This is a genomic window from Sphingobium sp. B11D3D, from assembly GCF_025961755.1.
Lineage (GTDB): Bacteria > Pseudomonadota > Alphaproteobacteria > Sphingomonadales > Sphingomonadaceae > Sphingobium.
This window is the reverse complement of the sequence record NZ_JAOQOG010000001.1, coordinates 2,969,015-2,992,911: the sequence shown is the minus strand read 5'-3', so window position 1 is coordinate 2,992,911 and position 23,897 is coordinate 2,969,015. Positions and strand designations below refer to the sequence as shown.

Annotated in this window: 19 protein-coding genes and 1 tRNA gene; 4 read left to right on the top strand and 16 right to left on the bottom strand. The window is 64.8% G+C overall.

Annotated features, from left to right (window positions below):
• Positions 1-329: 329 nt before the first annotated feature.
• Positions 330-683, bottom strand: a complete 354-nt coding sequence (locus tag M2334_RS14125) for a hypothetical protein (RefSeq protein ID WP_264605743.1) — start codon at positions 681-683, stop codon at positions 330-332.
• A 100-nt stretch (positions 684-783) separates the two neighbouring features.
• Here M2334_RS14125 and M2334_RS14120 point away from each other — a divergent pair, with 100 nt between their 5' ends.
• Positions 784-1,092: a UrcA family protein gene (locus M2334_RS14120; protein ID WP_264572066.1), complete on the top strand. Its 309-nt coding sequence runs from the start codon at positions 784-786 to the stop codon at positions 1,090-1,092.
• A 112-nt stretch (positions 1,093-1,204) separates the two neighbouring features.
• Here M2334_RS14120 and M2334_RS14115 read toward each other — a convergent pair whose 3' ends face one another.
• The 7 genes from M2334_RS14115 to M2334_RS14085 form a co-directional block, all read right to left on the bottom strand.
• Entirely contained in the window at positions 1,205-4,327 is a 3,123-nt protein-coding gene (locus M2334_RS14115) for an efflux RND transporter permease subunit (RefSeq protein ID WP_264586597.1), read from the bottom strand.
• On the bottom strand, positions 4,324-5,469 hold the full coding sequence (locus M2334_RS14110; protein ID WP_264595096.1) for an efflux RND transporter periplasmic adaptor subunit: 1,146 nt from the start codon (positions 5,467-5,469) through the stop codon (positions 4,324-4,326). The genes M2334_RS14115 and M2334_RS14110 overlap by 4 nt, the downstream gene beginning before the upstream one ends.
• 38 nt (positions 5,470-5,507) lie before the next feature.
• On the bottom strand, positions 5,508-7,097 hold the full coding sequence (locus M2334_RS14105; RefSeq protein ID WP_264586598.1) for a flavin monoamine oxidase family protein: 1,590 nt from the start codon (positions 7,095-7,097) through the stop codon (positions 5,508-5,510).
• A gap of 38 nt (positions 7,098-7,135) precedes the next feature.
• A complete protein-coding gene (locus tag M2334_RS14100; protein ID WP_264576522.1) occupies positions 7,136-7,573 on the bottom strand; it encodes a c-type cytochrome in 438 nt (145 codons plus the stop codon).
• A 4-nt stretch (positions 7,574-7,577) separates the two neighbouring features.
• Positions 7,578-9,167, bottom strand: coding sequence for a flavin monoamine oxidase family protein (locus M2334_RS14095; RefSeq protein WP_264595094.1), 1,590 nt, complete (start codon positions 9,165-9,167; stop codon positions 7,578-7,580).
• Positions 9,168-9,240: 73 nt separating this feature from the next.
• A complete protein-coding gene (locus tag M2334_RS14090) occupies positions 9,241-9,741 on the bottom strand; it encodes a Rid family hydrolase (protein ID WP_264578208.1) in 501 nt (166 codons plus the stop codon).
• Positions 9,742-9,788: 47 nt separating this feature from the next.
• On the bottom strand, positions 9,789-12,443 hold the full coding sequence (locus M2334_RS14085) for a TonB-dependent receptor plug domain-containing protein (RefSeq protein WP_264584306.1): 2,655 nt from the start codon (positions 12,441-12,443) through the stop codon (positions 9,789-9,791).
• A gap of 242 nt (positions 12,444-12,685) precedes the next feature.
• Here M2334_RS14085 and M2334_RS14080 point away from each other — a divergent pair, with 242 nt between their 5' ends.
• The gene (locus M2334_RS14080; RefSeq protein WP_264605742.1) at positions 12,686-13,279 is read left to right on the top strand and encodes a RidA family protein; all 594 of its coding nucleotides are present in this window, start codon (positions 12,686-12,688) and stop codon (positions 13,277-13,279) included.
• Here M2334_RS14080 and M2334_RS14075 read toward each other — a convergent pair.
• From M2334_RS14075 to trpD, 8 genes are all read right to left on the bottom strand, one after another.
• Entirely contained in the window at positions 13,268-14,197 is a 930-nt protein-coding gene (locus M2334_RS14075) for a DNA-binding response regulator (protein WP_181558759.1), read from the bottom strand. The two genes, M2334_RS14080 and M2334_RS14075, sit on opposite strands and share 12 nt — an antisense overlap.
• A 1-nt stretch (position 14,198) precedes the next feature.
• Complete coding sequence (locus M2334_RS14070; protein WP_264605741.1) at positions 14,199-15,893, bottom strand: hybrid sensor histidine kinase/response regulator; 1,695 nt, start codon at positions 15,891-15,893, stop codon at positions 14,199-14,201.
• Positions 15,894-16,116: 223 nt separating this feature from the next.
• On the bottom strand, positions 16,117-16,572 hold the full coding sequence (locus M2334_RS14065; protein ID WP_264605740.1) for a c-type cytochrome: 456 nt from the start codon (positions 16,570-16,572) through the stop codon (positions 16,117-16,119).
• A 3-nt stretch (positions 16,573-16,575) separates the two neighbouring features.
• Entirely contained in the window at positions 16,576-17,841 is a 1,266-nt protein-coding gene (locus tag M2334_RS14060; protein WP_264605739.1) for an FAD-dependent oxidoreductase, read from the bottom strand.
• Between the two features lie 83 nt (positions 17,842-17,924).
• The gene (gene glp, locus M2334_RS14055) at positions 17,925-19,130 is read right to left on the bottom strand and encodes a gephyrin-like molybdotransferase Glp (RefSeq protein WP_264605738.1); all 1,206 of its coding nucleotides are present in this window, start codon (positions 19,128-19,130) and stop codon (positions 17,925-17,927) included.
• Positions 19,131-19,151: 21 nt separating this feature from the next.
• Positions 19,152-19,619: a cyclic pyranopterin monophosphate synthase MoaC gene (gene moaC / locus M2334_RS14050; protein ID WP_264595088.1), complete on the bottom strand. Its 468-nt coding sequence runs from the start codon at positions 19,617-19,619 to the stop codon at positions 19,152-19,154.
• Positions 19,616-20,404, bottom strand: a complete 789-nt coding sequence (trpC, locus tag M2334_RS14045; protein WP_264586607.1) for an indole-3-glycerol phosphate synthase TrpC — start codon at positions 20,402-20,404, stop codon at positions 19,616-19,618. Before trpC ends, moaC begins: the two co-directional genes overlap by 4 nt.
• On the bottom strand, positions 20,401-21,393 hold the full coding sequence (gene trpD, locus M2334_RS14040) for an anthranilate phosphoribosyltransferase (RefSeq protein ID WP_264605737.1): 993 nt from the start codon (positions 21,391-21,393) through the stop codon (positions 20,401-20,403). Before trpD ends, trpC begins: the two co-directional genes overlap by 4 nt.
• A 179-nt stretch (positions 21,394-21,572) precedes the next feature.
• Here trpD and M2334_RS14035 point away from each other — a divergent pair.
• Both M2334_RS14035 and M2334_RS14030 read left to right on the top strand, forming a co-directional pair.
• A tRNA-Gly gene (locus M2334_RS14035) sits at positions 21,573-21,646 on the top strand.
• 249 nt (positions 21,647-21,895) lie between these two features.
• Positions 21,896-23,884, top strand: a complete 1,989-nt coding sequence (locus M2334_RS14030; protein ID WP_264595086.1) for a BCCT family transporter — start codon at positions 21,896-21,898, stop codon at positions 23,882-23,884.
• Positions 23,885-23,897: the final 13 nt, after the last annotated feature.

Genomic DNA, 23,897 nt, shown 5'->3' with positions numbered 1-23,897 from the left:
TCTGTTCCGTCGTCCTTGCCCCGAGGGCCTGTCTGTCCGCGTTTGCGGTTCTCCTCTCCCTTGCATCAGGCCGTCATCCAAAACAACCGGGTGGATGCGCGACTCGACAAACGGCGGCGCAAATCGCGAGCGACGAGCGCATCATCCGGGCGAATGACGCCATATGGGGTCGAATATGGCGTGGCCCGCAAAAATAATTTCGCCGGCTTATTTCGCCCATGCAGCGTAAGAAAAAGTTGCACATAAATGCACAACGCACCGGTGATCTCGGCTGTCCGCTGTCTAGTCCGGGCCGGCATCGTCGAGACCGCCGGTGGGCACGGCTATGGTCAAGGCAACGCGACCGATTTTGCAGGGTGATCCAAGTATCGGTCGATTACGGGCGTAAACTTTTGAACGTAAGCCACAATATTCCGAAATTTGACTTGATGGCGGATGATCGCACCGCGCGTGGTTGGAACGTGGCCGCGATTTTGCGCAATCCATCGAACAACGCCGCCGGCGTGACTTCCGCGAGCTGAGCGCCACGCGAAAACTTGTCTCCTGGCGTACTGCGACATTGCAAGGGGCGCATAGCTTTCCTGCCGTGCAACATCAAAAAATGGCTGATTTCTGCGGCGCAGCGACGATTTTGCCTTGTCCGTGAACGCCCGCAGACCTATCTGGACGGCAAGCGCACTCAAGAACGCTGGACAGGTTCAGGACCGCTCCTTGTGAGCGTCACGAGCCTGACTTCATCAAGAGTTACCGAAAAGAACAATTGAGTTTGCAGGAGTAACAGACATGAAAATCGTTGCCGCCGCCCTCGTCGCGGCTGGTCTGCTCGTCGGTTCGAGCGCCGGATTCGCCAAGCCCCGTGAAAATGTCGAAGTGCGCGTCTCCACGGACGGCGTGAACTTCGCCGACGCCGAGAGCGTCGACCAGTTTCGCGGTCGCGTCGCTCGTGAAATCGCCGCTGCCTGCAACCCGGGCAACCGCGTGAATGCCGATCTGGCGCCGGACTTCAAGTGCCGCAAGTCGATGAAGCAGGTCAGCGAGACCCGCATCGCGCAGCTGTCCAACAGCAATGCGCGCATGGCGACCATGGACTGATCCATCACGATCTCATCGTCGTTGAGCGGCGCGCCCTCGGTCATCGAGTGGCGCGCCGTTTGCGTTTGGGGCGTCGCCCAGCTGGCTGGCGTGGCCGGTTAGCGGGGCCGGATCATTCCGCCGGCTGGGCCGTTCCATCGGGCTTCCCGTTCTTGCCCATCAGCGCACGCAGGCGGCGGGTGACGGTCTGGGGCGAGGATGTGCCCCGCGCAAAGCGGCTGTAGAGCAAAGGCACTACGAATAGGGTGATGGCCGTCGCGATGCTGACGCCGAACACGATCACCCAGCCGATGGACGAGCGGGCATGCGCGCCGGCACCCCCGCCGATTGCCAGCGGAATGGCGCCTGCGACCGTGGCGATGGAGGTCATCAGGATCGGGCGGAGGCGGCGGACGGACGCGTCGCTGATCGCCACCAGAAAATCCCGGCCTTCGTCGCGCAACTGGTTGGCATATTCGACGATCAGAATGCCGTTCTTCACCGCGAGGCCGACCAGCATGATCATGCCGATCTGACTAAACAGGTTGATGCTGGTCCCCGTCACCGCCAAGCCAATAATGCCGCCCGCGGCGCCCAGCGGCACAGCGGAAATGATCACCAGCGGGTGGACGAAGCTTTCGAACTGGGCGGAGAGCAGCAGGTAGATCACCACCACGGTAAAGCCGAACGCGATCCAGATCGAGGTGCCGGTCTGCATGAAGCTGCGGCTCTCACCCTTATAGCCCACGGCGGTCACTTCCGGCGACTGGCGCGCCTGCTCATTGAGAAAGTCGAGTGCGCGCCCGAGAGAATAGCCCTCGGCCAGGCCGCCACTGAGCGTAATGGCGCGCATCTTGTTGAAGCGGCCCAGCTCGCGTGCCGTCGCCGCCTGCTTGACGATCAGCAGGTTGGAGAGCGGAACCAGTGCGCCGCCGGCGGCGCGGACATAGACTTTCGCCAGCGATGCCTCATCGTCGCGATTGAAGGATTCCGCCTGCAGGACGACATAATATTCCTCGCCGTCGCGCACATAGGTCGACGTGCGGCGCGACCCCATCATCGTCTGCAGCGCCTGGCTGATGTCATTGACGGAAATGCCGAGGTCACCGGCCCGCTGATGATCGATCTCGATCAGCAGTTGCGGCTTGTTCTCGACATAGTCGGCATCGAGATTGACGATGCCGGGGTTGTCGCGCGCCGCATCCAATATGCGGTCCCGCGCGACGGCCAGATCCTCATAGCTGGTGCCGGCAATCACGAAGCTGATCGGCTGGCCGCCGCGCGAAAGGCGGTTGGTGACGGTGGCGTTGCCGCGCACGGATGGCAGGCCTGCCAGCCGCTTGTTGACCTCCTGCGCGACGCTCTGCGAGCTTTCCTTGCGCTCGTCCCAATGCTTCATGAACACCGAGAGGCTGCTGCTGTTGAAATCGTCGGTGCCGCCGCCGAAACCGCCGATGCGCGCATTCATCCCGCGCACCGGGCCATCCTCGGCGACCATGGGCAGGACCAGCGTTTCGGCCTGGTGCAGATATTTGTCGGCCTGCGCAAAGCCCGTCCCTTCCGGGCTGTTGAGGCGGACCTGGATCACGCCGGTGTCTTCCGCCGGGGCGAGTTCGGAATCCAGGCTGCGGAACAGCACCGCGCTGCCGGCGATCAGCAGTACGGACGCGACGATCACCGGCAGGGGGCGGCGGAGCACCGAGCCGAGCGCGTTGCGATAGCCGTTTTCCGTCCGCTCCATCAACCGGTCGATCTTGGCCGTCAGGCGGCCGCGCTGGCTGCCCTTGAGCAGCTTGGAGCACATCATCGGCGTCAGCGTGAGGGCGAGGAAGCCCGAGACGCCGACCGCGGCGATCATCGCCACCGCCAGTTCGCGGAACAGCGAGCCGGCCTGGCCGGAGAGGAACATCACCGGCACGAACACGGCGCATACCACCATGGTGGAGGCGACGACGGCAAAGCCGACCTGCCGCGCGCCGTAAAAGGCGGCAAAGAGCGGGTCTTCGCCTTCCTCAATACGATGATAGACATTCTCGAGGACGACGATGGCGTCATCGACCACAAGGCCGATTGCCAGCACCAGCGCCAGCAAGGTGAGCAGGTTGATCGAATAGCCGGCCAGCCACAGCACGCCGAAGGTCGTCAGCAGGCAGATCGGCACGGTGATCATCGGCACCAATGTCGCGCGGAGGCTGCCGAGGAAGAAGAATACCACGATGGTGACGAGCAGCGCCGCCTCGAAGATGGTGTGCCACACGCCGCGAATGGCCTCGTCGATGAACATGGTGCTGTCGCCACCCATGCGGATCTCGACGCCCTCGGGCAGGTTCTTGCTCAGATCCGCAACAGCCGCCTTGGCGGCTTGCGCCACCGCCAGCGTGTTGGCGCCTGACTGGCGAACGATGCCGAGGCCAACGCCTGTTTCGCCGTTGTAGCGGAAGATGGAATAGGGATTTTCCGGCCCTTCCTCGATGCGCGCGACATCGCCCAGGCGCACCTGATAGCCATCGCTGCCCCGTCCGATGACAAGCTGGGCAAAGTCCTGCGGGGTCGTGAAGTCGCGCTGGACGCGGAGCGATAGGTTTTGCGCCTCCGCCTCGATCCGCCCGGCGGGCAGCTCGACATTCTGCCGGCGCAGCGCGGCCTCGACATCGCCGGGGGTCAGCCGAAAGGCCGCCAGCCGATCGGCATTGAGCCACACGCGCATGGCGGGCTTGGCCATGCCGAGTTCGACGATCTGCGCCACGCCATCGATGGTCGAGAGTCGGTCAACCACGACCCGCGAGACGAAATCGCCGAGCTTGGTGCGGTCCCAGCCCGGCGCCATCACGGCAAAGAAGATGATCGGCTGGGAATCGGAATCGACCTTGCGCACTTCCGGCGGCAGGGCGTCGTCCGGACGGTCCGCCGCTCCGCCGGCGACCCGGTCGCGCACATCGTTGGCGGCCGCATCGACATCGCGTCCGGCGCGGAATTCGATCACGATGCTGGAGGTGCCGTCGCGCGAGGTCGAGCTGATCGTCTCGATCCCCTCGATGCCAGCAAGCCGCTGCTCCAGCGGCTGGGTGATGCGGTTCTCGATCACGCTGGCATTGGCGCCGGTATAGCGCGTTTCGACCGAGACGATGGGCGGGTCGGTGTCCGGATATTCGCGCACGGACAGGTTCATGAAGCCGACGAAGCCGATGATCGCGAGCAGGAGGGACATCACGGCGGCGACCACTGGCCGCCGCACCGAAATATCCGAAAGGATCATGGCCGCGCTTCCGGCGTGGCGGTGCCCTTGGGCGCGATCTCTTCAGTCTGCGCGCTATTGCTGCTTTCGACTTCGGCCAGACGCACGGGCCGGCCTTCCGCGACCTTCACCACGCCTTCGGAGACGACCAGCGCATCCTGCGGCAGGCCGCTCACTTCCATCAGCCCATTGTCTCGCAGCCCGGTGCGCACGTCCATCCGCTTGGCCTTGCGGTCCTTGTCGAGTGTGTAGACATAGCGCCGGTCACCCTGGCTCAGCACCGCAGTCTCGGGCACGGCGAGCGCGGTGCGCTGTCCGGTCTCGATGCGGACGGTCAGCAACATGCCGGGCTTGATCCGCGCGCCGGGATTGGGGAGCGTCGCACGGACCATGACGGCGCGGCTTGCCGGATCGATGACCGGATCGATGGTGCTGATCGTGCCCTGCAGCACATCATCGGGATAGGCCGAGGAGGAGGCCCGGATCGGCTGGCCGATGCGCAAGGCACCGAGCTGCGTTTCCGGCACGGTGAAATCCAGCTTGATGCGCGACAGGTCGCTGATCGTCACCAGTGGCGTGCCGCTGTTGACGATGGCGCCCTCGGAGATGGTGCGGAGCGAAAGATAGCCCGAGAAAGGCGCGCGGATCAGCCGGTCGCCAAGCTGGGCCTTGATGCCATCCTGACTGGCCCGGGCCTCGCTCAGGGCGGCGCGCTGCTGATCGAGCAGGGCGCGCGTGGCGAAGCCCTGCTCATACAGGCTGTTGACGCGGTCGAGCTGCGAGGCGGCCTCGGTGGCGCTTGCCCGGGCGCCGGCCAATGCTGCCTGCTCCTGCGCGTTGGAAAGCACCGCCAGCAACTGGCCGGACCGGACGAACATGCCATCATCGAACATCAGCCGCTCGATCCGCTCGGTCACATTGGCGGCAAGCGTCACCTGCTCATTGGCGCGCGCGGTGCCGACGGCCTGAATCTCGTCCCGGAAGACGTGGGTGGCAGGTTTTGTCGCCGATACCAGGGGCGGCTGCCGCTTCTGCTCGGTTTCGCCCTTGCCGCATGCCGCGAGAAGCGCGAGCCCGATCAGCAGGGTGCCCTGCCGCCACGAGGAGAGAGGATGCCCGGCGGCGCCCGGCAGCCGGTTTAGAAGGTCCACGGCGTCATCCATATCGATAGTAGATTTTGTCTACTTTGCCCCAGTTTCGATCAGCCAGCCACTGCTTTTTTGTGCAGTCGCTCAATGGCATCCAGCGAGGAGAGCAGAGCGCCCTCCATCCAGCAGCCATAATAAGACGCATGCTCGCCCGCGAGGACGATGCGGCCATCCATGGCGACCAGATTCTGGTAGTGCTGCGCGCGCGCCGCCTCCGACCAGGTGGCGCAGCATCCCATGATCCACGGCGTGCGGCTCCAGGCGAAGGAGACTCCGTTCATAAACTGCTTGCGATAGTCTTCCGGGTGGAACACCGATCCTTGCGCCAGCGCGGTTTCGATGCGCTGCTGCGGCGTCATGCCGGCCAGCGCATAGCCGCCGGCGCCGCCTGCAAAGGCCCCGAGCAGCACCGCCGGCTTGTCCGCGAAGAAGTCGAAGTTGGGGTAAGAGATCAGCGAAATCTGCTGGTCGGTGAAGCTGTGGCCACCATAGATCGCGTCCTTCTCCTCCCAGAAGCGGCTGCGCATCTCCAGGCCCATCTTCACCGAGTTGGAGTAGGGCACGGCGGCGATGGCGGCCTTGAGGGGAGCGCTCGCCTGCAGCTCGAGCTGGTTGAGCACGCCCAGCGGAATTGTGCAGACGCAATAATCTGCCTTCGCCTCATGCATCGCGCTGGAGGTCAGGTCCTGCCAGGAGACGGTGACGCCTTTCTCGCCCTGCGCGATCTTCGTCACCTTGGCATTGTAGGTGATCAGGTCGCCGACCTGCTTGGCAAAGCCCTTGCCGATCATGTCCATGCCGCCCTTGGGCTGGAACATCGTCGTCTGCATCACATTGGTGAAGAAGAAGCTCATCTGCTGCCACACGCCGGAATCCAGCACATCGCCCAGATCGTTGATCTTGGAAGGCGTCGGCGCGCCGTTGACGCCGCCGCCGGGCGCGCGATCATAGCCGCGCTGGCCAGAGGTACGCAGGCCGCTGGTGTAATTCAGGTCGCCATCGAGCAGACCCCATTCCCGCAAGGCCTCGACCAGCTTCTCCTTGTCCTCCTTGGTGACCTTCTGATCGAGCGCGCCGGCATTCAGCGCCTTGCCGAGCAGCTCGGAGACATGGCCCTTATAATCAACGGCCAGCTCCTTGTAGCGCTGGGGCTTGCCGCCGAACGCCTTGCTGTTGTGGACCCAGGCATTGTGATTGAGCTGGATGAACGGCTCCAGCTCGACACCGAAGGCCTTGGTGTAATGGAGCAGGGTGCGATGATGGTGCGGGATGCGCCACGGGCCGGGGTTGAGGTAATTGCCCGGCTGGAATTCGCAGGTCTGCGTCGTGCCGCCGACCTCGACCACCTTGTCGCCACCGCGGATCGAGTAGTTCCGCCCGCCGGGCCGGTTTTGATATTCGAGGATCTGCACGGCATAGCCGGCCTTGCGCAGCTCATAGGCCGCGAGCATGCCGGCAAGGCCTGCGCCGAGCACCAGCACCTTGGCTCCCTTGGGCGCGCCGGAGAGCTTGGGCGGGCCGGTGAACTGGGTTTCGGCGGCATGGCCAAAGGCGGTCATGGCCTGATACATGGCCATGGCGCCGCCCGCCTTGCCAATCATCGCCAGCAGGTCACGCCGTGTCGGAGCCGTAAATTCGGTCATGCTCATGTCCCCCAAAAGTGCCGGGCCGTCCCCACGGCTCAGCACGTGCTGCAATCGCGCGTCGACGATCCGTTCGCGGCGATGACGCGCTTGACGTCGGCGGCCGTGACGGGATCGGGATAGTTATTGAAGTGGCTGCGCGCGTAGGTCGCGACGGCGGCCATCTGCTCGGGCGTGAGCATGTCCGTGAACCAGGGCATGCCGCCGCGCCCCTTGACCAGGATCGTGGCGATGAAGTCCTTGTCCGCCAGGTTGGCGTTGCCCGCGATGGCCGGGATCGCCGCGCCGGCGCCGGCCCCGCCCTTGCCATCCGCCATGTGGCAGGCCTGGCAGATCATCTCATAGACCTCCTTGCCCTCATTGGAGATGTCCACGCTGGTCGGCCCGCCGCCTGGCGCATCCTGCGCGCGGACAGCCACCGTGGCGGCGAGGAGAGCGCCCGCCAGAGCGAGCGCGGCGGCGGTTTTGAGGGTCATGGCGTCAGGCTCCGGTGGCGCGCTGGTGGATACGGGTGATGGCGTCGAGCGCGGAGAGGAGCGAACCCTCCATCCAGCCGCCGTAATAAGAGGCATGTTCGCCCGCGAGGACGATGCGGCCATCCATCGCGACAAGGTTCTGGTAATGCGCGGCGCGGGCGTCGTCCGACCAGCGCGAGGTGCAGCCCAGGATCCAGGGCAGGCGGCTCCAGGCCACCGACGTGCCGTTCATGAACTCCTTGCGATAGGCGGCCGGGTGGAACACCGAGCCCTGCGCCAGTGCCATCTCGATGCGCTGGGCGGGCGTCATGCCGGCAAGCTGGAACCCGCCGGCATCGCGGGCGAAGGCGCCGAGCAGCACGGCTGGGCCGTTGCCGAACATCCTGTCATTGGGGTAGGAGATCAACCCGATGATCTGATCGGTGAAGCTGTGGCCGCCATAGATGGCGTCGTCTTCTTCCCAGAAGCGGCGGCGCATCTCCAGACCGATCTTCACCTGCCCGCTATAGGGCACGGCGCGCATCGCGGCCTTGAGTGGCGCACCGACCTGCATGTCGAGCTGGCTGAGCACGGGGAGGGGGATGGTGTTCACGCACCAGTCGGCGCTGCTCTGGCCGGTCTTGCCGCTGGGAATATCCTGCCAATAAGCGGTGACGCCCTTGTCGTCCTGCGTGATGCGGGTGACCTTGGTGTTGAGCTGGACCACCGGGCCGACAGCGCGGGCGAAGGCCTTGCCGATCATGTCCATGCCGCCCTTGGGCTGGAACATGGTCGTCTGCATCACATTGTTGAAGAAGAAGCTCATATGCGCCCAGATGTCGGACGAGAGCACGTCGGACAGGCTGTTGATCTTCGAGGGTGTGGGCGCGCCGTTGACGCCGCCGCCGGGCGCGCGATCATAGCCGCGCTGTCCGGAGACGCGCAGGCTGCTGGTGAAATTGAGGTCGCCATCGAGCAGGCCAAAGTCGCGCAGGGATTCGAGCAGCTTTTCCTGATCTTCCTTGGTCACCGCCTCATTCAGCGCGCCCGCATTGAGCGCCTTGCCGAGCAGGTCGGAGACATGGCCTTTGAAATCGACCGCAAGCTCCTTGTAGCGCTGCGGCTTCCCGCCGAACGCCTTGCTGTTGTGGACGAACGCATTGTGATCGAGCTGGATGAACGGCTCCATCGCCACGCCCAGCGTCTTGCAATAGTGCAGGAGCGAGCGGTGATGGTGCGGAATGCGCCACGGGCCGGGATTGAGGTAATTGCCGGGCTGGAAGGCGCAGGTCTGCGAGACGCCGCCGACTTCCACGACCTTGTCGCCACCACGCACCGAGTAATTCCGGCCGCCGGGGCGATCCTGATATTCGAGTATTTCGACGGCATAGCCCGCGCGCTGCAACTCATAGGCAGCAACGAGACCCGCAAGGCCGGCGCCGAGGATCAGCACCTTCTTGCCCTTGGGCGCGCCGGTGAGCTGGGGCGGGCCGGTGAATTGCGATTCCGCCGCATGGCCCAGCGCTGTCATCGCCTGATAGAGCGCGACCGTGCCGCCGACCTTGCCGATCATCGCCAGCATATCCCGCCGGGTCGGCCGCAGTGATGTCGTCATCCTTGCTTGTCCTTTGATGCCGGTGCCCGGTGGAAAAGGGAGGCGCGATCCCCCGATGCGCCTCCCTCGACCCTCACGGCATTTTCGCCGCGATGGCCTCGATCTCCACATACATGGTCGGGCGGCCCAGCGCGGCGACCTGGATTGTCGAGCGGGTGGGCTTGTTGGGTTGTTCCGCCGTGCCGAAGAAGGTGCGGAACACCTCATTCATCCCGGCTGAGTCCATGCGGCCCCCCGTCTCCGGGGTGCCGACCAGGAACACCGTCATCTTGACGATGTCGCCCATGGAAAAGCCCTTGGCTTCCAGCGATGCCTTCATCTTGGTGAGGATGCTGAGCGTCTGCGCTTTGGTATCGCCCAATTCTTCCGGCTTGGCCGGATCGACCGGCGAGGGTGTGGTGCCGGAGACGAACATCATGTTCGCGCCCGCCGGCACGAAGGCCAGCGAGGCGATGGGGGAGTTCGGCGCGCCATAGGTGCGCTCGACGGTCTGCGCGCCGGCGGCCGAGGGGAGCGCTGCAAGCAGCGCTCCTGACAACATGGCGGCGGTGATGCCGGTCTTCTTCAATGTCATTCTCCTCGTCCAGATACTGTTGATGTAAAGTGGCTCGTCTTGTTCGATCAGAACTTGAGCGTCAGGCGGGCGTAGTAATATCCGCCGTTCGACCCGTAAGGACCGAAGGTGTAGGGCGCGTTGAACGTGCCGCCGTTGTTGATGTAGGGCGAGACACCGGTCGTCGGCCACGTCGCGGGATCGTAGTTTCCAACGAGTGCCGGCACTTCCGGCATCTTGTCGAACAGGTTGTTGGCACCGATCGCCAGGTTGGCGAACTTGGTGATCTCGTAGCTGAACTCCAGATCGACGATCGCGGCCGGCGCCACCTCGGCATTGTAGTAACGCTGGTTGTTCGACAGCAGGATCGGCGCGGGCAGGGCAGCGATGCCACGGCTCGCATTGCCGTTGGCCGATGTGCTGTTGGGCTGCACGAACTGATTGGTCTTGCTGTAGTAATTCACGCGGGCATTGGCGGTGAACTTGCCGCTGGTGAACAGGGCGCTGAAGTTGCCCTTGAAGGCCGGGCTGGCCTTCTCGATGATCTGCTCGGAGGTTGGGCCGAACAGGGTGCCCAGCTTGTTCTTCGTGACCTTGGTGAGGTTGTAGTTGCCGCCGATCGAGAAATCGATGTTACCGAAGGGCAGATCGACCGGATAACGCGCGGCGAGTTCCAGGCCCATCGTCCGGGTATCGATGCCGTTGGTGAAGGTCTGGATCGCCAGCGAACCGTTCGTCCGCACGGTCGGATCGAGCTGCTTGCCGCTGGCATTGATGGCGTTGATCACCAGGTCATAGGGCGTCAGGCCATTGATCAGCGCGGCCGGCGTGTCGATACCGACACGTTGCGGCGGCGACGTCAGGTTGACGAACTGCTGGCCGGTGATGCTGCCCGAGGACACGATGCGGTCCTTGATCTTGATGAGATAGCCATCCAGCGTAATCGTCAGGCGCGAGATCGGGCGGAGCACGATACCGGCAGAGAAGTTGACCGACTTTTCCGGACTGAGCGCGCCGAACCCGGCGCTGGCCGATCCCGGCGAACTGGGCGCAAGTTGCAGCGTGGCAGAGGTCGGCCCGACGTTCGTGGCCGAGTAGCCGGATTCCTGCAGTGAGGGTGCGCGGAAGCCCGTGCTGGCCGTCCCGCGGATCGCGAAGGCCGGCGAGAAGTCGTAGCGCGTCGTGATCTTGCCGATCGTCGTGTCGCCGAAGTCGCTGTAATGCTCGTAGCGGCCGGCGACATCCACGGTCCAGTCGGGCACCGGGTTGACGGCGACGTCGATATAAGCCGCCTTGGCGTTGCGCGAGAGTGTGCCGGCATCGCTGAGAGCATAGCCGGGGAAGGACTGGCCACCCTCGACATAGCGCGACAGCGCGTCGCCAGCGCCAATGGCGTAGGTTTCCTTGCGATATTCCGCGCCGATGGCGAAATTCAGCGGATCCTCGAAGCCCACGTCGAACTCCTTGCGAAGATCGAGGGTGCCGACGAACTGGGTGAACTTGAAGCTGCCGTCATAGAAGTCGGACGGCGACTGGCCGGTCGCGACAAACAGCGACGCGTTGGCCGAATTGGTGGTGTAGACCTTCGCGACATCTTCCGAATAGCTGCCGGCCAGATCCCAGTCCCAGCCGCTGATCTCGCCGCGCAGGCCGGTGGTGAACTGGAATTCGTCCTGCTTCACCTCGATATGCGGCACGAGGCCGGTCTGGGCGCTGGTGCCGAAGCAGTTGGTCGGGTCCGTGGTGGTCGCGGTGCCGGCGGTGGTGCGGCACAGGCGGGTCGGATGGCGATAGCCCTGCAGGGCGTCACCATGACGATAGGAGATATTGCCGAACGAGTAGAGCTCGACGCCACCGAAATCATAGCCGAAATTGTAGAAGCCGAGCGTCAGCTGGGATGCCGGCTGGCCGCCGTTGATCCCGGCGGTGCAATTTTTGGCATTGCAGGCGTCGAGCAGCGGCTTGAAGGCTGCTGATACGTTGGTGACGGTGGTGCCGTCATAGTTCCGCACCGAGAACTGACCGTCGCCGACCGTTGTCCAGTCATTGCGACGATGGAAGAGCGACAGGTCAAGGAAGCCGCTCTCGCCGATCGGCATGCCGAAATTGCCGCTCGCGCTGTAGGTCGTGCCTTCGCCGTCATAATATTGGCCGGCGTTGAACTTCACCGCGCCGCCATAAGTGTCCGACTTGAGGATGATGTTGATGACGCCGGCAATGGCGTCCGAACCATATTGCGCGGCGGCGCCGTCCTGCAGCACCTCGATGCGCTGAACGATGTCCGGCGGAATCAGGTCGATGCTCGGCGCGGCGGAACCGCCGAAGGCGCCGTTGATGACCTGCAGGATGGAGTTGCCGTGGCGGCGCTTGCCGTTGACCAGCACCAGCGTGTGGTTGGGGCTGAGGCCGCGCAGGCGGGCCGAAAGCGAGAAGCTCGCCATGTCGGTGCCCTGCGTCTGCGCCTGGAAGCTCGGCACGAGCTGGGTGAGCGCCTGGTTGAGGTTGGGCTGACCCACCTTTTCAAGTGCGGAGGAGCTCAGCAGCTGGATCGGCGCGGCGCTCTCTGCGGCCATCATGCCGGTGGAACGGGTGCCGGTGACGATGATCTCGCCGCCATCGGCCGGCGGCTCCTGCGGCGTTTCGGCCGTTTGCGCCACGGCTGCGGCGGGAATGGCTGCGCTCGTAAGGAGCAATAGGGCAGCAATATTTCTGCGCGTGATCATGAAGACGTCCCCCTTGTTCTCGTGGTGCGCTCTCCTTTTTGTCTGTCTTTTCGGCGGGTTATGGTTGTTGCGCCGAGCGTCCCGCGTCGCCCTGTGATATGCTCTTTTGCGCCTGGCTAGCTGATCGGACTGGTCGGGATTCGGACATACGCATTTTGTCGTATGGTGGCGGAGGGGGGGTATTCGTAGCTAACATCACTATGATTAGACGCGCTTATTCGGCTCGCCGCGACCTGGGTCGCATGTCTCTCAAGGCCATGTTGGCCAAGACCGTTCTGGCAGGTGCCGCCGCGCTACTGCTGACTGCGGTGCCCGCTCAGGCAGAGGTCACGCGGATCAAGGGTAATCCCAACGCGATCATTCTGGATGGCGTACGCGTCGGCGAGGGGATGGAGACCTTCTACCTCTCCGGCCAACTGCCGTCCCCGGTCGATCCCGCCAAGCCGATGAGCGAGGTCAAGACGCTGGAGGAGATGGGCGACACCAAGGCCCAGACGATCAGCACCCTCAACAAGATCAAGAGCCTGCTCGAGGCGCAGGGCTATAAGATGTCCGATCTGGTGAAGCTGTCGCTGTTCGTCGCGGCGGACCCGCGCACCGGCAAGATGGACTTCGCCGGCGTTAACGAGGGGTTCCGTCAGTTCTTCGGCACGCAGGCTAATCCCAACACCGTTGCGCGCTCCACTTTCCAGGTCGCCGCGCTTGTCGGCCCGCTCTACCTGATCGAGATCGAGGCCATCGCGGTGCGCAAGTCCAGCGGCGCGTCGCCGGAGGCCTCGTACATGCGGCCGCCGCGGCTTCCCCCCGCCCTGCGCAAGAAGTCGCTACTGGCCTAACATGCGGATCGCGACAGCCGCCGCGGCTGAGCGGGTCTCCACACCCAGCTTGTCGAAAATCCGTTCCAGATGCTTGGTGACGGTGCGCGGGCTGATCTCCAGCACATCGCTGATCACCCGGTTGGGCTTGCCATAGCTCACCCATAGCAGCACCTCGGCCTCGCGCCGGGTGAGCGGCAGGCGCTCCTGCAGGCGGTCGAGATCCTGCTCGGGATTGAGCTCATTAAGGCGGATCAGCACTTCATCCTCCCGATAATGGGCAATGACCTGCATCTCCAGCTCGCCCTGGCCCTTGGTCTGTCGCACGCGCACGGCATTACCGGCGACGCCCTCGTCCTTGGTCAGCAGCTTCTCGATCTGATTGCGGATTTCTTCCGGCAGCGCGGATTCACTGCGCAGCCAGCCGGGCGAGACGCGCGAGATGGCCTGTTCCGCACGCGGGGTGCACCACAAAAGGCTGCCGCGCGCATCGGTGGCCAGGATCAGCCGGTCGGTCGCATCGAGACTGGCGACGCTGGCATGGACGGCACGCCCCTGGGCCATATGCACGCGCACGCGGGCCAGCAGCTCCTGCAGGTCCACCGGCTTGCGGACATAATCCACGCCGCCGACCTCGAAAGCTTCGACCACATGCTCGCTTTCCGTCAAGCCGGTCATGAAGATGATCGGGATGCTGGCGAGCTGGGGATTGGCCTTGATCTTCTGCGTGGTCTCGAACCCGTCCATGCCGGGCATCACCGCATCCATCAGGATGAGGTCGGGCATGATGTTGCCCAACTGGGCCAGCGCCACATGGCCTGAGGTCGCGACCAGTACGGAAATCTCGGCTGTCTCCAGCGCGGCGGTCAGCATCCGCAGCGTGTCCGGCTCGTCATCGACGATCAGGACGGTGTCCGAATGTCCGGGAATGCCAATCATGTCAGTAATCCTGTAAGAGGCGCGCCATGGCGGTCAGGTCGTATCGGTCGAGGTGCTGGTAAAGCTGGCGAACAAGCGGCTCGGCGGCGGGCGAGGCGCGCTCCAGCTGCTTGATCTCGGTTTCGATCCCGCGAATGTGCCCGATCCGCAGGCATTCCTGCATCCGGGCGATGTGCTTGCGGGCGGTGTCGTCGAGCGCAACCGGCGCTGGTTGCAGGGCGGACGGTGTATCCGGCCCGGCACTGCCGGCATCCGGCGCATCGTCCTGCCAGCGCCACGTCAGTTGCAGCAAATCGCCAATCGCGCCGACAAGCGATTCAAATTCCACAGGCTTGACGAGAAAACGATCGTGCTGCGGACTGTCATGCTCCGGGCGGTGCAGCTCCTCGCTATTGGCCGAGAGCATGAGGATTTGCAGCCGGTCGCCGAACATCGCGCGCAGTTCGCAGCCGATCTCCCAGCCGGATAGCCCCGGCAGGCTGATGTCCAGAATGGCGAGGTCCGGCGGCGTCTCGCGCGCGGCAAGCAGCGCCTGTTCGCCATCTGGCCGCGCCTCGACCTGAAAGCCGAGCCCGCGCAGCAACTGCTCGAGGAACTGGCGTTGGTCGGCATCGTCCTCGACCAGCAGGACATGGCGTGGCTTGCCCTCATAGCCGGTGAGCTTGCGCATGGGTGCCGAGGAGAGGGCCTTGCCGGCGACCTCGCTCAGCATCATCACGATGCGGAAACAACTGCCGCCTTCCGGCGTGCTGACCAGATCGAGCTGGCCGCCGAGAATCTCGACCAGCGTGCGCGAGATGGCGAGGCCGAGGCCGGCGCCGGACTCCCGCCCCTCGCCGCGCTCGAATGGCTCGAAGATGCGCTGCCGGTCTTCCGGCGCGATGCCGGGGCCGGTGTCCTTCACCTCAAAGGTGGCGATCTGCCCGGCATAACCCACTTTGAGCGTCACGCTGCCGTGTTGGGTGAACTTGATCGCGTTGGAGAGCAGGTTGATCAGCACCTGGCGCAGCCGGTTCTGGTCGAAACGGGCGATCTCCGGCAGGCGGCCGGTCTTTTCCAGCGTGAAGGTGAGGCCCTTGGCATGAGCGGCGGGGCGCATCATCGAGACGATATGGTCGAGGAAGCTGTTGAGGCGCACCTCTTCGGTGCGCACGCGCAGCATCCCGAATTCGAGCTGGGAGATATCCAGCAAACCCTCGACCAGATTGGTCAGATGCTCCGAGCAGCGCAGGATGACCCGCGCTGCCTCCTGCGCGTTGACGCCATCGCCCCGCTCGAACAGCTGGGCATAGCCATAGATGGCATTGAGCGGCGAGCGGATCTCGTGGCTGACGCTGGCAAGGTAGCGGCTTTTGGCGAGGTTCGCGCTGATCGCACTCTGCCGTGCCGTCTCCAGTTCGCTGACCAGATGCTGGGCGCGGATCGTGTAGGCCGCCGCTTCCCGCCAGCGGCGAATGCCGAGCAGCAGAAGGAAGCTGAGCGCCAGAAGATCGAGGATGGTGAGCGTTTCCAGCAGCAACCGATCTTCATTGTCGGACACCATGTGCAGGCCGACGAAAATCCCCCCAAAGGCCAGCCCGAGAAGCCCGAGCTTGACGAGGTGGGCGAGCCGGGGCGGCGGCGTCTCCAGAACGCCGGCAGCATCGATCTTCTCGATGGGAGCGGTGTCCCTGCGATGAAGATCCTGCCGCGTCATGGTCAGCCGATCTGCCGGTGATGCGGGCGGTGGCGACGCAGCGTCCTGAAGCCGGGACAATCCGACTCCAACGGCGATCGACCTTGGTTCACGCGCGCACGGTTCATTTGATGAATGGTGCATTGCAAAAAGGACAAACTCAAAGCCTCGCACGCGCGCGAGGCATTTTCCCGGAATCTGTGGCAAATTTGCTGCAGTGCGTCATAAGGAAAAAGGGCTGTGCCTATTGTGTTCTGGGCACAGCCCTGGCGGTGAGCTTGAGATCTGCGGGCTGCACGGTGATCCGCGCGAGAGCGCCGGCCTCGCTGGGCAACGCAGCGCTTCCGGCCGGCAGGCCATTGGCCTGCAGCAGAAAGGCGATGATGTTGGTCGTGTCGTCCGGCGTCAGCGAGCCGGGCGCGAATTGCGGCATGGCCCGGCCGACATATTCATGCAGATTGGAGAGCGGGGCATTGCTCCAATGGGCCATGAAGCGATCGCCAAGGCCGGGAATCTCGAACGTGCCTTCCAGCGCCCGGCCGTGGCACATGGCGCAGCGCGTGGCATAGAGGCGGGCGCCAGCTTCGGCCTGCGCGGCCGTATAGACGCCGTCTCGCGTGCTGGCCGAAGGGGGTGTCGCAGCGATCGCGGCGAGGGCGGTCAGGGCAGCGGCCAGGAGCGGGGCAGTGCGCAGCAGCATCGGTCAGCCCTGTGCCTGGAAGCCGGGCGCGAAGACGGGCGCCATGATCTCCAGACCTTTCTCGATATCGGCGACATTGGGCAGTTCCATGCTGTCGCCCACGCCCAGCATCTCGCCCATATCTGGGTTATTGTTCATCACGACGATCCCGTCGCGCTTGGAGGTGAGCGAAACATTGCGATAGCGCACGCTGTAGAAGGCGTCGGGCTGCGGCACGAGCCAGCCGGTCTGGCCGCGCACCGGGATGATGGTCTTGTCCTGCCACAGGTCGCGGGCGGCATAGCCGGTGCAGTTGATCACGACCTTCTGGGGCAGTGCCGCATAGTCCGCCGGGCGAGCGAAGTCGCGCATCACGAACTGCCCGCCGCGCTCGAAGAACTCGCCGAGCATGACATGGGCATAGCTGGCGAAGTTGAAGATCATCTGCGAGCTGCGCCGCACATGGGGTTGCGGGAAGGGGTTATCCTCTGCGCTCAGCGGCTGCGCCTGCGGCACGATGTCCCGAATGCGCTCGCTATAATGGCCGAACTCGGAATTCTGCTGTGGCCGCCCACTCGTCGCGAAGCTCTGCGTGATTGCAGGGTCGGCTGGCCACTCCCGCCGGGTGATCGGTGTATCCGAAAGCTGGTAGGAATCGCCGAACTCCACCGGATGGCCCGGCAGACCGAGATAGGTGCGAAAGGCCTTCCACGAGAAGCGGGCCATGCGTTCCCACAGCTCGCCAAAGGCGGGACCGGCGGGCTCCGCCAAGGCGATGCGGCTATCCGGGGTGAACGATCCGCTGGCGCGGAACGAGCGGGTTTGCTGGATGGATTCGCGCGCATAGAGCGTGACCTTGAGGCCGGCGCGCTGCGCCATCACGGCCGTGGTCAGGCCGATAATCCCGCATCCCACCACGGCAATCTCGCGCGGCAGCACGGAGAGCGCCTTGCCGACCGCGATGTCGGCCGATCCCCAGGAGAGCGACCAGCCGCTGCCGCCATGGCCATAATTATGGATGACGAGGGCATCGCCCACCGTCTCCACATCCAGATTCGGCCCGGCGGCGCGCAGCGGGCGGATGCAGCATTTCACGTCGATCAATTGGTCGCGGCTGATGCGAATGGGGACGAGCGCCGTCCGGCGGCTCGGCGCTCGCAGGGTCGCGGGACGGGAACCGGAGGCCGGGGCGCAGGCCTGCAGCCCCAGCATGGCTGCGGCGCCGATCGTTCCTGTGAGCATGGCCCGGCGTTCGACGCCCAGCTGCCCCTCTTGCGGAAATTCTGCCATGCGACCCCCATTTGAGACGCAGACTGTAGGGCGCGAGGGGAGGGCAGCAATTGCCCAGAATACGTATTGAGTGCTGGAAAGGCTCAGTCCCCGCCGAGGCCGAGCGCGGCCCAGTCGAGCAGCTCTGTTTCTTCCCCAGCGCGCGCGGCTGGCGCGCCTTCCGGCCGGACGATCAGCGCATTGGCCTGGGCAGCGGCATGCATCGCGCCGCTATCCTGGAAAGCCAGCGGCGTGGCCATGCCCACGCCGTCGACCATCGCGCGCATGAACAGCCTGCGCTTGCCGCCCGGGGGGAGGTCAGCGCCGAGCCGAACCGTGCGGCTCTTGGGCAGCACATCCGTTCCGCCGGCAAGACGCCGAATGAGCGGCAGCAGGAACAGCGCGCCGGTGACCATTGCCGAGACCGGATTGCCGGGCAGGCCGAGCATGATCTGCCGCCCGATGCGTGCCACGATCAGCGGCTTGCCGGGCTGCATGGCGATCCGCCAGAAATCGATGCTGCCGCCTGCCGCCTCCAGCGCCGGGCGCACCAGATCGTGATCGCCCACGGACGCTCCGCCGGAGGTGACGATGACATCGGCGGTAGCCGCATCGCGCAGCGCGGCGGTCAGCGCATTCAGATCGTCCCGCACGATCCGCTCGATGGTCACCACGCCGCCCGCGCCGCCAATCATGGCGCGCAACATCGCGCCGTTGGAGGCCGGGAGCTTGCCGGGCGGGCAGGGCGCGCCGGGCGGGACGAGCTCGTCGCCGGTGGAGAGGATCGCGACCCTCGGCTGGCGATGCACCGTCAGCGTTTCGTGGCCCGCGAGCGCCGCCAGGCCGATTTGCGCCGGGCCGATCCGCAGGCTGGCCGGCAGCAACGTATCGCCCTGCGCAAAATCGCTGGCACGCGGGCGGACATGCCGCCCCGCACCGCCCGGTCCGTCGCCGGTCAGGCGAATGGACAGGCCATCGGCAGCGATATCTTCCTGCACCACCACGGTATCCGCGCCGGGGGGCAGCGGTGCGCCGGTGAAGATCCGCATTGCTTCGCCCGCGCCGATGGCCTGAGCCGGAGGAACGCTGCCCGCCGCGCTTTCGCCCACCAGGCGCCAGGGACCGGGAAGATCGGCATGACGGATCGCGTAGCCATCCATGGCGGAGAGGGCCGTCCAGGGCTGGTCGCGGACTGCGGTCAGCGGTGCGGCCAGCCATCGGCCGTTCGCCTCAGCCAATGAAACCGCCTCGGGCGCGAGCGGGGTGGCGAGGGCGAGCAGTCGCTGCTGTGCGTCATCGACAGAGATCATGGGCGCGCCCCCGCCATGATCTCAGGCGGTCCAGTCGCCGGACTTGCCGCCCGCCTTGGCCGTGACGTGGATGTCGCGAATGACCATGTGCTTATCCACGGCCTTGAGCATGTCGTAGAGTGTCAGCAAGGCGGCGGAGACGGCGGTCAGCGCTTCCATCTCCACGCCGGTTTTGCCGGATGTGCGCACGGTCGCCGTGGCGATGGCGCCGCCCGCATCCAGCGCAAGGTCGAGCGTCAGGCCGGTGAGCGGCAGGGGATGACAGAGCGGAATGATGTCGCTGGTGCGCTTGGCGGCCATGATGCCGGCGATGCGCGCGGCGGCGAACACATCGCCCTTGGCGGCAGTGCCGTCCGCAATCGCGGCGCGAGCTGCTTCATTCATATCGATCTTACCGGTCGCGCTGGCGGTGCGGCTGGTGTCGGCCTTGGCTGTTACATCCACCATGCGCGCGGCGCCGGCCTCGTCGGTATGGCTGAGGCCGCTCATGCGCCGATCAGCGCGCGGGTCGCTGCCTCGACATCATCCTGCCGCATGAGCGATTCGCCGACCAGGAAGCAGCGCACGCCATGCTCCGCCATCGCATCGAGGTCCGCCTTCGAGCCAAGACCGGACTCGGCGACGAAGGTGCAGCCCTCCGGCGCGCTGCCGACCAGCTCATAGGTGCGGGCGAAATCGACCGAGAAATCCTTGAGGTTGCGGTTGTTCACGCCAATCAGCCGCGAGCGCAGGGTCAGCGCCCGCTCCAGCTCGGCGGCATCATGCACCTCCACCAGCGCATCCATGCCGAGGCCGAGCGCGGCATCCTCGATCTCCTGCATCTGCGCATCGGAGAGGGCCGAGACGATGATCAGCACGGCATCGGCGCCGATCGCCCGGCTCTCCAGCACCTGCCAGGGATCGACCATGAAGTCCTTGCGGATTACCGGCAACGAGACGGCGGCGCGCGCCGCGATGAGATAATCCTCATGGCCCTGAAAATAGGGCGCGTCGGTCAGCACCGAGAGGCAGGCCGCGCCGCCCGCCTGATAGGCGCGGGCATGGGCCGGCGGATCGAAGTCGGCGCGGATCAGCCCCTTGGATGGCGAGGCCTTCTTGACCTCGGCGATGAGGCCATAGCCGCCCGCGGCCACCCTGGCGTCGAGCGCGCGACGGAAGCCCCGCGGTGGGGTCTGGGAGGCAGCCATCGCCTGCAGGTCGGCGAGTGACGTCGCCTGCTTGCGGGCGGCGACCTCGTCCCGCTTGGTGGCGCAGATTTCATCGAGCTTGTTCATGCGTAGGCGATCCAGCAGTCGAGCAGGGTGTTGGCAAGGCCGCGGTCGAGGGCTTCGGTGGCTTCCTCGACCCCTTCGGTCAGCGTTTCGGCCTTGCCGGCGACGATCAGCGCGGCAGCGGCATTGAAGAGCACGGCATCGCGATACGGGCCGGCCTCGCCCAGCAGCAGCGCCCGCAGTTTCGCGGCATTGTAGGCCGGGTCGCCGCCCTTGATTGCGTCGATAGGGTGTGTCGGCAGCCCGGCATCGGCCGCGCTGATCCGTCGCATCGCAATGATGCCGTCGCTCGTCACATCGGCCACGTCATTGCCGCCGGCGAGGGAGAGTTCGTCCAGCCCCTCATCGCCGGAAATCACCATCGCCCGTTCGGTGCCCAGCTCCGCCAGCGCCTGTGCATAGATCGGCACATAGGCCGGGCGCGCAATGCCGATGAGCTGGCGGGTGACGCCGGCCGGATTGGCGAGCGGGCCCATCAGGTTGAAGATGGTCCGCCGGCCCAGCGCCTTGCGGATCGGCGCAATCCGCGCGAGCGAGGGATGATGCTTTTGCGCAAAAAGGAAGCAGATGCCGAGGTCCGCCAGCGTGCGCTCGGCGGTGTCTGCTGCGCGGTCGAGGTCCAGTCCCAACGCCTCGAGCGTGTCGGCGGCGCCGGCCTTGGAAGACGCAGCGCGATTGCCGTGCTTGGCCACCGGCGCGCCACAGGCGGCGACGACAAGGCTGACGGCAGTCGAGATGTTGAGCGTATGATGGCCATCGCCACCGGTGCCGCACACGTCGATGGTCCCCGCCGGCGCCTGCACGGGATTGAGGCGCGCCCGCATCTCCCGGGCGGCGGCGGCAATCTCGGTGGCCGCCTCGCCGCGCTCGGCCAGTGTGACCAGAAAGGCGGCGATTGCTTCGTCCTCCACCGTGCCATCCAGAATGGCGGCGAAGGCGCGGGCGGCGTCCTCCGGCGAGAGAGGGCTGGCAGGATCGGGCAAGCTGTTCATTGCCGATCCTTTGCAATCTGCGGCGCGCAAAGTCGAGGGTCGATCAATGCTCTGCCGCCAAAGGATCGCGATGCGAAGCTGTTGACGCTGCCGTGCCTGTCGTGGCAATGGCTCCAGCGCATCGCCACTGAGCGGTCGTCCCGGCCGAGTGCCGGTGAGGGTCGGCGAACGGTCGATGAGCGGGTATAGCTCAATGGTAGAGCACTAGCCTTCCAAGCTTGTGATGCGGGTTCGATCCCCGCTACCCGCTCCAGCCCTTTTTCATTCGTATCGCGATGTTGCAAGCCGGCTGCGCACGTGCGGTGATCTGGGCGATCATTCATGATCGGGCGGCATTCTTCGCTCTTGATTCCCTTTGTGAGCGGACAGGTGCAGAAGATACCGCGCGCTAAGGTCACGCTGCTGGCACGGACTGCTGGCGTTAGAATGAGCCATATGCAACCGACCGCGCTTCGCCTCGTTCCCTTTCCTGAACAGAGTTCCGGCTGCATGGGGGGAAGAGGTGAGCGAGCCATCGTTTGATGATGCGCCGGAAGGCACGACAAAGCGCCGGGTTGAGATCAATCCTACCGTGTTCTTCGTCTCGGCCGGTCTCATTCTCGCCTTTGTGTTGTTCGGAGCAATCGCTCCTAACGTTGCCGGCCGGCTATTCGCCGCTGCGCAGGCGCTCATCGTGGCGGACTTCGGCTGGTTCTACATCGCATCGGTGGCCGGCTTTCTCGTGTTTGCCCTGTTTTTGATGTTCAGCCGCTATGGCGACGTCAAACTTGGGTCCGACGACAGTGAACCGGACTACAGCTATCCTTCATGGTTCGCGATGCTGTTCAGCGCCGGGATGGGGATTGGGCTGATTTTCTTCGGCGTAGCCGAGCCTATCCAGCATTACGCCTTGCCGCCGGTCGGCGAAGGTCGCACGATCGAATCCGCCCGTCAGGCGATGGTCCTTACCTTCTTCCACTGGGGGCTCCACGCCTGGGCGATCTACATCGTCGTCGGCCTGGCGCTTGCCTATTTCGCCTTTCGTCGCGGTCTGCCGCTCACCATCCGCTCGGCGCTCTACCCGCTGATCGGGGAGCGGATCTATGGTCCTATCGGCCACGCTGTCGACATCTTCGCCGTGCTGGGCACCATGTTCGGGGTCGCGACTTCGCTCGGTCTGGGCGTGCTGCAGGTGAATGCCGGCTTTAGCTATCTGTTCGGTCTGCCGAGCAACACGGTCATCCAGCTCGTCTTGATTGCCGCCATCACGGGGTTGGCGACGCTGTCGGTTGTCATGGGACTGGACCGAGGCGTGAAGCGCCTGTCGGAACTGAACATCATCCTGGCCGCCCTTTTGCTGGTCTTCGTGCTCGTGACGGGGTCGACGGTGTTTCTGCTTCAGGCCTTCGTCCAGAATGTGGGGACTTATCTTAGCGAGGTCGTGCAGCGCACCTTCCGTCTGTACGCCTATGAGCCCAATCCGTGGTTGGGTAGCTGGACGCTGTTCTACTGGGGCTGGTGGATCGCATGGTCGCCATTTGTCGGCATGTTCATCGCGCGCATCTCGCGCGGGCGGACAATCCGCCAGTTCGTCGGCGGCGTTCTGCTCGTCCCGGCGCTGTTCACCTTCCTTTGGATGACGGTATTCGGGAACACAGCGATCGCGCTCGATCTGAGCGGCGCAGCCCACATCGCCGATACGGTCGCCAACAACCTCCCGGTCGCCTTGTTCGAGACGCTTGAGCAGCTCCCGCTTTCCACCATTGTTTCAGGCATCGCGACGCTTCTCATCATCACGTTCTTCGTAACGTCAGCGGATTCCGGTGCGTTGGTCATGGATATGATCACGTCCGGCGCGGCGAAAGACCCTCCCGTCTGGCAGCGTGTTTTCTGGGCGGTCTGCGCCGGCGGTGTCGCGGCGGTGCTGCTGGTCGCCGGTGGGCTTCAGGCGCTTCAAACCGCGGCGATCGCCAGCGCGTTGCCCTTCGCTGTGGTCATGGTGTTCATTTGCTATGGCCTGTTGCGAGCCCTTCAAACCGAGAGCCAGGAAGCGATGGACCTGTCTGCTGCGGGCGCGGCCACGGGCGCAGAAAACGCCCTCACATGGCAGCAGCGCCTCGCAACCATCACCCGGTTTCACGATCGAGACGAAGTCCTTACTTTTCTAGCCGACATAGCCCAGCCGGCCCTCGCGGCCGTGGCGGCGCAGATGCGAGACAGCGGCATTTCCGCGCGCCTCATGCAGGATGCCGATCATGTGGGGCTCACCATCCCGCATGGCGAGCGAGGCGATTTCGATTACACCGTCCGTGCGCGCGGATTTCGTGTGGCGAGTTTTGTTTGGGCCGAGCCGCGAAAGACCCAGGAGCGAGAGCGCCTACATTATCGCGCCGTGGCGCACTCTTCCGACGGCGGGCAGCCTCATGACGTGACCGGCTATACCGACGAGCAACTGATCAACGATCTGCTTAATCGCTATTCCCGCTTCCGTCACAGCCGGCGGATGTCGTGATGCGATCAGCGGC

Coding starts and splice junctions, on each gene's coding strand:
- M2334_RS14120 (WP_264572066.1), top strand. CDS start 784: ATGAAAATCGTTGCCGCCGCCCTCGTCGCGGCTGGTCTGCTCGTCGGT.
- M2334_RS14115 (WP_264586597.1), bottom strand. CDS start 4,327: ATGATCCTTTCGGATATTTCGGTGCGGCGGCCAGTGGTCGCCGCCGTG.
- M2334_RS14110 (WP_264595096.1), bottom strand. CDS start 5,469: ATGGATGACGCCGTGGACCTTCTAAACCGGCTGCCGGGCGCCGCCGGG.
- M2334_RS14105 (WP_264586598.1), bottom strand. CDS start 7,097: ATGACCGAATTTACGGCTCCGACACGGCGTGACCTGCTGGCGATGATT.
- M2334_RS14100 (WP_264576522.1), bottom strand. CDS start 7,573: ATGACCCTCAAAACCGCCGCCGCGCTCGCTCTGGCGGGCGCTCTCCTC.
- M2334_RS14095 (WP_264595094.1), bottom strand. CDS start 9,167: ATGACGACATCACTGCGGCCGACCCGGCGGGATATGCTGGCGATGATC.
- M2334_RS14090 (WP_264578208.1), bottom strand. CDS start 9,741: ATGACATTGAAGAAGACCGGCATCACCGCCGCCATGTTGTCAGGAGCG.
- M2334_RS14085 (WP_264584306.1), bottom strand. CDS start 12,443: ATGATCACGCGCAGAAATATTGCTGCCCTATTGCTCCTTACGAGCGCA.
- M2334_RS14080 (WP_264605742.1), top strand. CDS start 12,686: ATGTCTCTCAAGGCCATGTTGGCCAAGACCGTTCTGGCAGGTGCCGCC.
- M2334_RS14075 (WP_181558759.1), bottom strand. CDS start 14,197: ATGATTGGCATTCCCGGACATTCGGACACCGTCCTGATCGTCGATGAC.
- M2334_RS14070 (WP_264605741.1), bottom strand. CDS start 15,893: ATGACGCGGCAGGATCTTCATCGCAGGGACACCGCTCCCATCGAGAAG.
- M2334_RS14065 (WP_264605740.1), bottom strand. CDS start 16,572: ATGCTGCTGCGCACTGCCCCGCTCCTGGCCGCTGCCCTGACCGCCCTC.
- M2334_RS14060 (WP_264605739.1), bottom strand. CDS start 17,841: ATGGCAGAATTTCCGCAAGAGGGGCAGCTGGGCGTCGAACGCCGGGCC.
- glp (WP_264605738.1), bottom strand. CDS start 19,130: ATGATCTCTGTCGATGACGCACAGCAGCGACTGCTCGCCCTCGCCACC.
- moaC (WP_264595088.1), bottom strand. CDS start 19,619: ATGAGCGGCCTCAGCCATACCGACGAGGCCGGCGCCGCGCGCATGGTG.
- trpC (WP_264586607.1), bottom strand. CDS start 20,404: ATGAACAAGCTCGATGAAATCTGCGCCACCAAGCGGGACGAGGTCGCC.
- trpD (WP_264605737.1), bottom strand. CDS start 21,393: ATGAACAGCTTGCCCGATCCTGCCAGCCCTCTCTCGCCGGAGGACGCC.